This window comes from Leuconostoc gelidum subsp. gelidum KCTC 3527 (genome assembly GCF_000166715.1).
Lineage (GTDB): Bacteria > Bacillota > Bacilli > Lactobacillales > Lactobacillaceae > Leuconostoc > Leuconostoc gelidum.
Window position 1 is genome coordinate 51954 of the sequence record NZ_AEMI01000003.1, and the last position, 12723, is coordinate 64676.

Sequence of the window (12723 nt, forward strand, 5' to 3'; positions counted from 1 at the left end):
TATACTTGATTATCTCGGATTATGCCCTAGAAATAAAACAGTCCGGATTTTCAGTATACGAGCACTAATTTATATAACTAAGTATAGTATGCTAATCATGAATAGAGAGTTCAGTATAATTATTGAATTATTAGGTAGATGTGTGAAATAGGCTAACAAATATTTTTTTGTATTCATGAACGTGTTATCAAAGCTGGACCTACCACAACAAACAACAAAAGTCACTAACATATTTCAGCACAAATAATGGGTAAATATGTGAAAAATTAGGGGTTGCAATTTGGTAAACTATAAATTAGGGGGCTGATAAATGTTTATCAAAAAAATTAATTATATTCCGCAAGTTGATGAACGTGATTGTGGTGTTGCAGCGTTAGCCATGATCATGGCGCATTATAATACACGAATGTCATTAGCACAGTTACGTGAAATGGCCAAGACAGACATGGAGGGAACGACAGCATTAGGAATTGTTAAGGCAGCACAAGCGCTTGACTTCGATACAATGCCAGTTCAGGCAGATCTATCTATGTTTGATAAGAAAGACTTACCTTATCCGTTTATTGCACATGTTCAAAAAGATGGCAAGTATCCACATTATTACGTTGTTTATGGTATGAAAGGAAAAAATCTATTAATTGCTGATCCTGATATTACCGTTGGTAGGACTAAAATGGCAAAATCCTATTTTGTTAATGAATGGACTGGTGTAGCCATATTTATTGCTCCCAATCCAACTTATAAACCAACCAAAGATAAGAAACGTTCGTTAAGCTCTTTTATACCGGTTATCGGTAAGCAACGTGGATTGGTGATTAATATTGTGATCGCAGCACTTATGGTGACTTTGGTCAGTATTTTAGGATCATATTATTTGCAGGGAATTATTGATACCTATATACCAGATAATATGAAGAGCACGCTGGGCATTGTGTCTGTCGGTTTAATTGTAGCCTATGTGATACAGCAGATGTTGTCATATGCCAGAGATTACTTATTAATTATCATGGGTCAACGATTATCAATTGACATTATTCTGTCCTATATTAGGCATATTTTTGAATTACCAATGTCTTTTTTTGCAACAAGACGGACCGGCGAAATTATTAGCCGTTTCACTGATGCGAATTCTATTATCGAAGCTTTAGCCAGTACAATGCTGTCCTTATTTTTAGACGTTGGTATATTAGTTATAGTCGGAACAGTGTTAGTGATTCAAAATCCAACGTTGTTTTTTATCTCATTAGTAGCAGTACCAGCTTATTCTTTAGTGATATGGCTCTTTATGAAGCCATTTTCTAAGATGAACAACGATCAAATGCAAGCCGGATCAATGTTGAGCGCCTCAATCATCGAAGACATTAATGGTGTCGAAACAATTAAGGCGTTGAACAGTGAACAAGTTGCGTATAAAAAAGTAGATCATGAATTTGTCACGTATTTGGATAAATCATTTATCTATGCAAAAACTGAAGCAGTTCAAAATGCACTCAAAAGTTTATTGCACTTGATTTTGAATGTTTTAGTACTTTGGGTTGGCGCACAATTAGTTATGGCTAACAAAATAAGCATGGGTCAGTTGATCACATATAATGCTTTGCTTGGATTTTTTACAGATCCACTACAAAACATTATCAACTTACAAACTAAGTTGCAACAAGCTTCAGTTGCTAATAATCGTTTAAACGAAGTGTATTTAGTTGAGTCAGAATATAAAGAATCGTCAGCATTAAGTGAAAGAATTGCAGATGCTAGTGATATCATTATGACACAAGTAACTTATAAATACGGCTTTGGTGCACCTGCGATTGATGACGTGTCACTTCAAATTGGGCAAGGTGAAAAAATTGCTTTAGTTGGTGTGAGTGGTTCGGGGAAATCGACGTTAGTGAAGTTGTTAGTTAATTTTTTTCACCCAGAATCTGGCACAATTATGCTAGGCAACAGTACGTTAGAAAATATTGATAAACATGAACTACGTGCGCATATTAATTACCTCCCACAAGAACCATATATTTTTACGGGTTCAATTATTGAAAATTTGATGTTAGGTGCGAAGCCTAGTACAACACAAGCAGATATTATACGCGCAACTGAATTAGCTGAAATTAAAATTGATATTGAAAACATGTCACAAGGATTTAGTACAGAATTAGCTGAGAGTGGGAATATTTCAGGTGGTCAAAAGCAGCGGATTGCTTTAGCACGGGCTCTGCTTGTTGATTCACCCGTCTTAATTCTTGATGAATCGACTAGTAATTTAGATGTGTTAACTGAAAAGAAAATTATTGATAATTTAATGAAGTTAACGGATAAAACGATTATTTTTGTGGCACATCGCTTATCGATTTCTAAACGTGTTGATCGTATTATAACTATGCAAAATGGTCATGTTATTGAAGATGGTAGTCATGTCACATTATTATCACAAAATGGTTTTTACGCGTCATTATATCAAGATTGAGGAGAATAGTACTGATGTTTGATGATAGATATTTAGAGAGTGGAGAGTTTTATCACCGGCGTTACAAAAATTTTTCGACATTAATTATTATCCCCATAGCTGTGGTGCTTATGCTTTTTTTGGTCTTTAGTTTATTTGCTAAACGCGAAATAACTATGAAAACGACAGGACAGATTGTACCTCAAAAAATTTTAGCAACGGTTCAATCCACAAGTAATCAAGCTATTGACCAAAATAATCTCATCGATAATCAAGTTGTTAAAAAAGGTGATGTGTTGATGACATTCCAGCAGCAAGAAACCAAGATATCTGCCAGTGTTGTTGAGCAACGGATTAATCAAGTAAATGAGAGATTAGATAATCTTAAAACTTATCAGGATAGTTTGATCAAAGGCGAGAATCAATTCAACGGAGCAGATAAGTTTGGGTATGCTAGTTTATATCAAAGTTATCTTGCACAAGTGGATACACTAACTAGTGATTTTCAGCAACAAATTAGTGACAAAAATACGGCCGATGGTCAAGCAGAGCAACAATTGGCTAGTTTAAAAAAGAATCAGGGACGAATGGCTACGCAAGTTCAGCAATATGAAACGGTCATGAATGGCATCCGAACAGGACAGTCTGTGAAAGAAAATCATTATCAAGCTGTCTACGATAGCTATCAACAGCAACTCAAAAAAGTTAGCATAGACGCCGAAAAACAACAACTCAAGACAGCGACAATTACTGATATTCAGCAACAAATAGATCAGTTACAAAGTGGCACGAGAGCGTATGATGATCAAATCAGTAGTATCCGAAAAAGTGGGCCACTCTCACAAACAGCCACAACAGCTAAGCTGATAGATTTAAAGCAACAGCAGTTGGCTAGTGTCCAAAAGGAAAGCAACGCACAGGAGCAAGAATTACTCACGCTAAAAGCCAAAAAAGACCTAGCTATAGAAGATTATCAAGATACAGTTATTAAAGCACCAGATGATGGTATCTTGCATGTAGAAAACGATAAGTTCAAAAATAAATACGTATCAAAAGGGACAAATTTGGCGGTCATTTATCCTAAACTAACTAAGCAAACATACTTAGAAGTGACTTATTATGTACCAACTGAGCAAAGCGTGGGTTTAAAACAAGGACAAATGATAAAGTTTACCGCGAATCAGAACGTTACTAAACCCTTAGCTTTAAATGGGAGGGTGACTAAAATTAGTACGGCACCAGTTAGTAATAAAGATGGCTCATATTATCAGTGCACGGCTAAGGTTGATATACCAGAGAGAGCTCAAGCACATGTGAAATATGGGCTGAACGGTCGAGTAGCGATCACTAAAGGACAAAAGACTTGGTTTAACTACTATAAGGATAATTTGATGGGAGACAAAAATGATTGAGTTTAAAGAATGCATAGCATTGAAAAATGAAGATTTGAGTGCCATATATGGTGGACAATCAGAACACATTGGTCCAAATTTATTAACTCTTCGAATTACTTCCGGCCGTAGTAAATATGAAATAGCCGATGAATTACATGTTGATCCAGTATCAATTACACGTTATGAAAGTGGTACTAGAATTCCAGATATTAATACGCTCATTAAGCTATCCAAATTGTTTAAAACTAGTATTGAAAATATTGTTTATGAATGATACCAAAGTGGTATCGCTTGTAATAAAAATATTTGTTATTATAATTTTAAGAAAAGGAGATAATAATATGCAAGAAAACAAATTTTTAGAATTCACGCAACTTAATGAACAACAATTAGCTAACATTGATGGTGGGATTTTCCCAATTATTATTGGTGGAGTACTCATTACCAAGGGCGCAGTTGTTACTGGTGGAATCATTGGTGGAGCGGTTGCTGGTGGTGTTTACGCTGGATATAAGTCAAGATAAATTGGGGAGAAGATAAATATGACAAATTTTAAAGTTTTAAACGAACAAGAACTATCGGATATTAACGGTGGCGTTGTTCCTATTATTATAGGTGGCGCCCTTGTTCTTAAAGGCGCTGGTGTAGTTGGAGGGGCCTTTACGTTGGGATACATGGTAGGAAAAGGGTTAAGGTAATACTTTCTGGATAAGAAAGCCGATATTTTTTAATTTAGGTGGAAATTTATGATTATAACAGGGAAAAAAGTAATAGAGTTCAGTAGTATCTTGATAGTCATATTAATGACTGTTGTCACAATACTTATGTACGTCGGATTATTAAATAGAATTGATAATTATTTATTGTTTTATTTATTGACGTTAGTTGGCTGTGGTGTGTGGTTCTTGGAGTAATTGGCCCAATAAATATTCTTTCAAGAAAGTATATTTAAGTCGACATAGATGTAGGTTGATCTTAATTTAGAAGTGTCGGGAGGCTACCTCATATTTAGAATAATAAGATTAAAGCTGAATACCTTTTATCATGATTAAATCCTTGACTTTAAATGGAACGCTGACTAAAAATGTAAACATAAAGACAATGTCTCCTGGAATTTAATAATGGATGATGATGACAAGCAGAGAAATAGTTACTAGAATTGATAATGTTGAGTTTTAGCATGATTGATAAAAATAAAGGTGTAAGTTAAGCAAATAAGTAACATGAGCAGTTGCGCGAGAAATGTTCCGAGTGTGATAGACGTTGTGGTAATAGGTGATGAGCTATATAAGAATGGAGGCAAATCTCATAAACAGTACGCTAAAAATGGCATTAATAAGCTACCTGATCGGATATACAGTATACTTGCTAAAGCTAAACAGCCAAAAGCAAAAGTATAAATCATCTGGTTGAGTGTTTGCATAGCGCTTTGATTAAACAAATTCATCACGTGCGATAATGAAAACAGTAAGGCAGATAATAAAATGCTGAGCTGTACACGCCATTTATGATGTTTAAAGTACACAAGTAATGCACCAAAAATTAGCCCACGGCTGAGATATTCCTCAAAAAATACGCCTGTAGCCATAGCTAGTAAACTCATAAGAGAACTGGGCAAGTGATTAACAATTATTTTCAAAATGTCAGGGTCGTAAATAAGAGGAAACAGTGCACGTATAACATAGAACATGATAGACATAATATAGACTAATTTATCTAACCAAGTATCAGCAGGATGCTCATAAGTCAATAATTCGGACTACTTTGTATTTGCGATTAACTAAGTATAAAATACTAGTAATCGATATAGGGTTCAGTATAATTATCGAAGTACCAGGTAGATTTTTGCAATAGGATAACATATTTTCAAAGTCAATAGTGAGTAGATCATTGCAAATCCAGAGCAATAATAAATTTTTTTTAGATTTCATATCATTAGTTTAGAGCATAGTTAAAGCGTCTGATGAAGTGCCATTATGGGAACTAAAAATTAAAGGTGTTATGGTACAATTAACAGGTTACTAGCCATATGTTCACAGTATGTCAGAAATAAAAGGTAGTGGGAAAAAATAAAAAAAATCGCAATAGATCGTAATTTTTATAAAAAATATGATATATACTTTGGTATTATGGCAGTTATACTATCAGTACTTATACTACAAAGGCCAATAAGTGCACCACTTTTTATAGTAGATGTCATTTTCCTAGTATTGTCAATTATAAGAATTATCTTTTCAGTTGTGTCAATTAAACAGATTAATTAAATGGTGAACAATATTTGTTAGCACGAATGGCAGTGCTAACAAATATTTTTTTGTATTCATGAACGTGTTATCAAAGCCGGACCTACCACAACAAACAACAAAAGTCACTAACATATTGCAGCACAAATAATGAGTAAATATGTGAAAAATTAGGGGTTGCAATTTGGTAAACTATAATTAAGGATTGATAAATGTTTATCAAAAAAATTAATTACATACCGCAAGTTGATGAACGTGATTGTGGGGGCTCACATTTGAAAGGTGTTATTGATGGTTATGAGAAAAAGTATGATTTGTAAAGTTGCTATAAGAGATATAGCCATATTCGTGGCAGCGATACTACCAAATATGGCTGTAGCCATTTCTATCCAAATGTTTCTGGTATTGACTGGCTTTCTTTTTATTAATGCTGTAATTTTATATATTTTGGACATGCTTTTTTTGTCATGTACGAGTATTGGAAAAAAACGGGTTGATAAATATACTGAAAAATTATAATAATACCCTTCTATTTTTTGAACACTGTAAAGGTAATTTTTTTAAAGATTTTAAAATATGAGCTGATACACAGCTGGCATATCTCAGTGGGTATAATATAATCTCATTATGTTCATAATTACTTCAAATAGCAGTAAATAAGAAATAGCCGACGTTTTAAATGTTAATCCTGTGTTTTCAATTATACGTTCTGAAAACGGGTATAGGATACTAAAATGGAGGGAAAAAGATGAAAAAGTTTCTGTTATACCTAACATCAACGTCATAACTTGTTTCTTTTTTGAATGATTTATTGATAGGGTTGCTTGATAGAAGCATTAAATAGTGTGTTCGTATCATTAATGATTTTACAATTCATACTAACTTTATTTTATGTTTACGTATCAAATAAAAAAGAAATCCAAGTTAAGGACATGTTTTTATGGGCAGGACTCATAAGTAGTATCTTAAATTTATCAAGTAAGAAGTAAACTAATTATTAGAAATCATAAGTTAATTTGCTTTTTAGGTTGTATGAAATAATTTTATTTATTATACAGTAACAAAAAGTCCTCTTCAAGCTGTGGTGGCAGAGTTATAATGGAGTGTAGATGCAGAAGGATTAGGGTTCCGTAGAAATGAAAGGATTGGTTCTTTATGAAAGAAAACGCAGAAAACAACATTCTATCTGATATCAATAAGTTATTAGCAGATAATATTAGTCAGGACGAACGAGAAATTTTAAGTCATGCTAAAAAAGAACTAGAAAAGAAGTCATCCTTTTCTAGGATAATTTCAGACCTCAGAGGAGAATTAACACCTTTAGCCGTAAGCCAGAAACTTTCTAAGAACGTTGGCACACTTTATCTAAAAATTAATAGTCATGAATTTCAAAGTAAAAATTTCGGAGGCGGGCTTATTATGGGTTGGGGCCAGACGTTTTAATTCTTAACACAATACAGCTTATTCAAACTAAAAAACGCCAGTTTTACTGAAGTAAACCCGATAACTTGGACAAAATAAATGTCCAGAAAGTTGTAGTGTTTTAATATCCTTAAGTCAGATTGCACTAATTAACATCACCACACGGTACTGAAAGACTTGTCTTGATGATTGCTAGTTAAGTGTTTGGTTAATTCTGACAAAACAAGGGAAAATGTATTAATGAAAAAAGCAAAAAAAATTTACTTACCGAAATATCGTGCTACAAATATAGCGCTAATATCGTTTATTTTAATGGCAACAGCTTTTTTAAAAAATAGATCGTTAAATATTTTTTTGGCGATGATATTATCTATTTGTGTTGCTGGAATAACTTATTTTCTGTATTATATGTATTTAACTAAAACAAAAATGGGTAAACGCTATATACAAAAATTAAAAGAAAATGTCGAAAAAAAGTAGGCATTATTTTGATAAATATTAAGTTAAACTAAACCAATCATTTGGACAAATCCATGTCCAAATGATTGGTTTTTATTTTTTAATCGTTTATTTAACTAAAATAATCACTGTATTCTTGATTTTGATGTAGAAATTATTACAATGATGACACTTAAAATTGACCAAGTTGAAACTGCTTAATTTGTGCAATGTGAACAAATTTAACGTAATTATTGTTTATTGTGTTTATTTCGTGTATGATTATTTTTAATCTCTAGTTAATGTTGTAATTGTTTTATTGTTATTTAACCGGTTAATAGCTATATAAACATAATCAGTAGAATTAGAAATGATTAGTTATTTTTCATAATATCTTCATTGATGCAGTAGGAGGCGTTTTATGAATAGTTTTTTTCAACCACACCTTATCTGGCAATATTTTCCTGATGTACTATCTGCTTTGCCAGTGACATTACTACTAACACTGGTATCAACAATAATTGGTGTGATTGTTGGTGCCGGAATCGCATATGTCAGAATGGAGAATACACCATTTTTGAAGCAAATTGCGGCAGTCTTTACCTCGTTTATCCGTGGCACACCAATTTTGATACAAATGTTTTTGGTTTATTACGGGCTACCGTTTTTCCTAGGTTATGTTGGTATTGATGCAGACGACGTTAACGCGCTCGTCTATCTATTTATCACCTATGGCTTAAATATGGCAGCATTTTTATCGGAAATTATTCGTGCAGCATTAGAAAGTGTTCCTGCCACACAACGCGAAGCAGCTTTGACTTCAGGGTACACCAAGAGGCAAATGTATTTTAAAATTATTTTCCCTCAAGCAGTGATTATTGCCATGCCAAGTTTTGCGACAATGGTGATTTCTTTGCTACAAGATACATCACTGGCGTTCACAATTGGTGTGATAGATGTTGTTGGAAAGGCTAAAGCTTTGGGTACTGCAACATTTCATACTGTAGAAGCTTACATTAGTGCCATGATTATATTTATCATTTTAAGTTTTATTTTGGAAAGGTTGTTCCGTTGGATTGAGAAACGAAGTAACTATTCCTCTCGTCAGATGCCAATTGTGGCTACTAATCCAGTCATACCTGTCATTGAAACGCCAAAAACGAGTTAAGCAGAAAACACTGTCATTAAGTTTAAGAAGAGATTAAGTATAGGGAGAACGATTATGAAAGATAAAACACGAAGTCATAAAGGATTATGGATTGGTCTAGGAGTCATCATCATTGCTATTATTGGCGTTATGTTTTTTCGCCACACAGGAACAAGCAGTCAGTCATCTTCCAAAGTGCAAATAATTAAGGTTGGTTCAGGAAACGATGGACAACCCTTTGCTTACTTAGATAAAGATGGTAAGCCGGCGGGTATGGATATTGCATTACTTCAGGCAATTGATAAAAAGTTACCACAGTATAAATTCAAGTTAACATTGTCTGATTTTCCAACGATGATTACTAATTTAAAGGCCGGTAAAACAACAATGGCTATGTATCAAGTTGAACAAAATGCCGAACGCAAAGAGAACTTTAAATTTGGCACAGTTGGTTATACTGTCTGGGATACATTATTAGCTACTAAAAAATCTGCTGGTGTGCTAGATTCATTTGCCGATGCTAAAGGTAAAAAATTGTATGTGACTAATTCTACCAACCAAGCAACTTTAACAGATGCCTATTTAAAGAAAAATGCTGATGCTTATTCTGTTGTACGCGGTACCTATACGATGGAACAAGTGGCACAAGGATTAAACTCAGGCCAGTTTAATGTTTATCCTGCGCCAAAGTATTCAATTGATTTATTGAACCGTCAGTTCAAAACAAACTTGGTTTATGGTAAAGCAGTTAACCATTCTAACGCCTACCCATTGTTTAATAAGCACGCGGATCCTAAGTTCATCAAAGCTGTTAACAAAGCGATGGCAGAATTAAAAGCGGATGGGACACTTAAAAAGTTAAGTAATCAATGGCTTAAGGGCGATTACGTACCTAAGGATTAACGGAGGTTTCAGATGAACTTTGATATAGGCTTTATATTTCAAGTTATGGGACAAATTATTCGTTATGTACCGATCACAATATACATGGCAGTAGTTAGTTTGATTATTGGTGGGATGTTGGGATTGGTGGTGGCACTAGTCAGATACTATAAAGTGCCGGGGTTGTCACAATTGTTTTCAATAGTGATTACGATATTAAAAGGTGTTCCCCTTATTTTAGTATTTTTGGTTATCTTTTTGATTACATCTCAAAATTTCAACCATTTTGCTAAAGCAGTTGGTTGGCATATCCGATATGGTGATTTACCAATGAGTGTTTTAGCTATTATTGGCTTATCTTTAATGGCTACAGTCGGATTGAGTGAGGCATTCCGAGGTGCATTTGAATCAGTTAAACAAGTACAATTTGATGCCGCACGTTCTTTGGGCATGACCCAATTACAAACGATTCGCCGTGTTTTGATACCTCAGACGATGCCTGTAGCATTACCGATGATCATTAATATGTTTATTAATTTGATTAAAGGGACAGCCATTGCTTCGTTAGTATCAGTTGTTGAAATTTTTTCGGCCGCCACGCAAGCTGCCAGTTCAAACTATAAGTATTTCGAAGCTTACATTGCAGCGGCGTTAATTTACTGGATGATGACTATCGTGATTGAGCGTGGTGCAGTCTTTCTAGAAGTGCGTATGGACAAGAAAATAAAGAGGTCTTGATCATGATTGAAGTTAAAGATGTCCACAAAAGTTTTAACGATAATGAAGTCATTAAAGGTGTCAGCCTATCACTCAATGAGGGAGAAGTAGTTACAATTTTGGGGCCTTCAGGCTCAGGAAAAACAACTTTTCTACGGTGCTTGAATTTTTTGGAAGAAGCAGATTCAGGCTCTATTACGGTTAATGATCACGAAGTGGTTTTTGGACAAGCGAGTGCAAATGATGTTTTACAGTTACGTCGGAGTATGGGGATGGTGTTTCAGAATTATGCCCTATTCTTAAATAAAACAGCAAAACAAAATATCATGGAGCCGATGGTCATTGTACATGGCTACAGTACTCAGCAAGCCGAAGCACGTGCAGAAGAACTATTACGGGTTATTGGTTTACCGGATCATGGTGATTATTACCCTTCACAACTTTCTGGTGGTCAAAAGCAGCGGATAGGAATTGCGCGTGCCTTAGCTGTTCATCCTACAGTACTATTATTCGATGAACCAACCGCTGCGCTTGATCCGGAATTAGTTGGCGAAGTGCTTAAAGTTATGAAAGCAGTTAAAGATGCTGGTGTTGCCATGATTGTTGTGACACATGAAATGCAATTTGCTTATGAGGTCAGTAATCGTGTTATTTTTATGGCTGATGGTGTCATTGTTGAAGAGGGTACCCCGCAACAAATATTTGAAAGCCCACAAGAAGCGCGTACGAAAACATTTTTGAACCGTTTCACTGTCAATTAATTTATTGCTTAATTTAGAAGGAGATTTGTTATATGTCAGAATTGCGTTATTCGTTTGCATCACGCGTGTCTAATTTAATCCCAAGCCCTCTGCGCGAACAGGCTAAGCATGTTCAAACGGCTGATGATTATATTAAATTAACCTATGGTTATCCAAGTAATCAAGCTTTTCCAATCGAAAAACTGGCCAAACTTTCTGATAAGATTTATCGTCAGCATGCAGTCGAATTTATGCAGTATGGTGAGACTGAAGGTATTCCGAAACTTCGAGAACAACTTAAGTCGCGCTTACATCAATATCAAAATTTAGATGTTGTCTCTAATGATATCTTGATTACTTCTGGATCAACTCAGGGGATGGATTTGGTATTTAAAATATTTGTTAATGAGGGAGATACAGTACTCACTGAAGAACAAACATTTATTGGCGCTGTCAATTCAATTAAGTCTTATGGTGGTCATGCACAAGGATTACCATTTGATATGACTAGCGGTTGCATTGATACTGAGGCTTTAGAAGCAACATTATCTGCTGACACGGCACATCGAATTAAGTTACTTTATTTGATTCCAACCTTTCAAAATCCAATTGGCACATCAATGTCTTTGGAGAAGCGACAAGAGGTTTATGATATTTGTCAGAAACATCAGGTCATGATTTATGAAGATGATCCATACGGTGATTTGCTTTATTCAGACATCGAAGCAATTCCTAAAATCAAGTCGTTGGATACCACAGGAATTGTGATTTATGCGGGTTCTTTTTCAAAAATTTTAGCACCTGGTTCACGATTGGGCTATTTGCTGGCACCAAAAGCAGTGTTTGATAAATTAGTATTGGTGAAGCAAGTGGCTGATTCGTTTGCTAATCTATACTGGCAGTATCTTGCTAGTCAGTTAATTGATGATTATGATTTTAATGAACATATTGCTTATTTACGCCAATTATACAAGGTTAAGGCAGATGCCATGGTTGGTGCATTGCGAAAGTATGCGACAAAAGATATGACTTTTGTTGTACCTGATGGTGGTTACTTCATTTCTGTTAAACTCAATGATGATATAGATTCAAGCGTTTTCTATGATGCATTAGATCAGCGCCATGTAGGTGTTATTCCTGGTAATGTTATGAGTGCAGCTGGCCAGGGCTATGAACGTTATTTTAGGTTGAACTTCACATTGCCATCGGTAGAAGAAATTGAAACTGGGATTCAACGCATTGCACAAGCAGCAGCCGTTGCTAAAGTAAAAAAGTAAATGGTATTTTGAAGTAGGGA

The 12723-nt window shown here is 34.7% G+C and carries 13 protein-coding genes; 12 read left to right on the forward strand and 1 reads right to left on the reverse strand.

The annotated features are described in order from the left end of the window. Positions 1-310 precede the first annotated feature (310 nt). The 5 genes from EUI_RS0101205 to EUI_RS10290 all read left to right on the forward strand — a co-directional run bounded on the left by EUI_RS0101205 (position 311) and on the right by EUI_RS10290 (position 4535). Positions 311-2464: a peptide cleavage/export ABC transporter gene (locus EUI_RS0101205; RefSeq protein WP_010015511.1), complete on the forward strand. Its 2154-nt coding sequence runs from the start codon at positions 311-313 to the stop codon at positions 2462-2464. A 14-nt stretch (positions 2465-2478) separates the two neighbouring features. After that, a complete protein-coding gene (locus EUI_RS0101210; RefSeq protein WP_010015513.1) occupies positions 2479-3855 on the forward strand; it encodes a bacteriocin secretion accessory protein in 1377 nt (458 codons plus the stop codon). Further along, positions 3848-4111: a helix-turn-helix domain-containing protein gene (locus EUI_RS0101215; RefSeq protein ID WP_010015515.1), complete on the forward strand. Its 264-nt coding sequence runs from the start codon at positions 3848-3850 to the stop codon at positions 4109-4111. The genes EUI_RS0101210 and EUI_RS0101215 overlap by 8 nt, the downstream gene beginning before the upstream one ends. Positions 4112-4178: 67 nt before the next feature. Beyond that, positions 4179-4361 carry a class IIb bacteriocin, lactobin A/cerein 7B family gene (locus EUI_RS0101220; protein WP_010015516.1) on the forward strand — a complete coding sequence of 61 codons (183 nt, stop codon included), beginning with the start codon at positions 4179-4181 and terminating at the stop codon, positions 4359-4361. Between the two features lie 18 nt (positions 4362-4379). Continuing rightward, on the forward strand, positions 4380-4535 hold the full coding sequence (locus tag EUI_RS10290) for a class IIb bacteriocin, lactobin A/cerein 7B family (RefSeq protein WP_010015517.1): 156 nt from the start codon (positions 4380-4382) through the stop codon (positions 4533-4535). Between the two features lie 608 nt (positions 4536-5143). Here EUI_RS10290 and EUI_RS0101230 read toward each other — a convergent pair. Further along, entirely contained in the window at positions 5144-5587 is a 444-nt protein-coding gene (locus tag EUI_RS0101230; protein ID WP_010015518.1) for a CPBP family glutamic-type intramembrane protease, read from the reverse strand. Between the two features lie 1648 nt (positions 5588-7235). Between EUI_RS0101230 and EUI_RS0101245 the strand changes: the two genes are divergently transcribed. The 7 genes from EUI_RS0101245 (at position 7236) to EUI_RS0101275 (ending at position 12703) form a co-directional block, all read left to right on the forward strand. Next, complete coding sequence (locus EUI_RS0101245) at positions 7236-7523, forward strand: bacteriocin immunity family protein (RefSeq protein WP_010015521.1); 288 nt, start codon at positions 7236-7238, stop codon at positions 7521-7523. A gap of 219 nt (positions 7524-7742) precedes the next feature. Continuing rightward, positions 7743-7982: a hypothetical protein gene (locus EUI_RS0101250; RefSeq protein ID WP_010015523.1), complete on the forward strand. Its 240-nt coding sequence runs from the start codon at positions 7743-7745 to the stop codon at positions 7980-7982. A gap of 379 nt (positions 7983-8361) precedes the next feature. Further along, complete coding sequence (locus EUI_RS0101255; protein WP_010015525.1) at positions 8362-9108, forward strand: amino acid ABC transporter permease; 747 nt, start codon at positions 8362-8364, stop codon at positions 9106-9108. Positions 9109-9162: 54 nt separating this feature from the next. After that, positions 9163-9990, forward strand: coding sequence for a transporter substrate-binding domain-containing protein (locus tag EUI_RS0101260; RefSeq protein ID WP_010015527.1), 828 nt, complete (start codon positions 9163-9165; stop codon positions 9988-9990). A gap of 12 nt (positions 9991-10002) precedes the next feature. Further along, positions 10003-10707 carry an amino acid ABC transporter permease gene (locus tag EUI_RS0101265; protein ID WP_010015529.1) on the forward strand — a complete coding sequence of 235 codons (705 nt, stop codon included), beginning with the start codon at positions 10003-10005 and terminating at the stop codon, positions 10705-10707. Between the two features lie 2 nt (positions 10708-10709). Next, a complete protein-coding gene (locus tag EUI_RS0101270; protein ID WP_010015530.1) occupies positions 10710-11447 on the forward strand; it encodes an amino acid ABC transporter ATP-binding protein in 738 nt (245 codons plus the stop codon). A gap of 32 nt (positions 11448-11479) precedes the next feature. Further along, positions 11480-12703, forward strand: coding sequence for an aminotransferase-like domain-containing protein (locus EUI_RS0101275; protein WP_010015531.1), 1224 nt, complete (start codon positions 11480-11482; stop codon positions 12701-12703). The last annotated feature ends 20 nt before the right edge of the window (positions 12704-12723 follow it).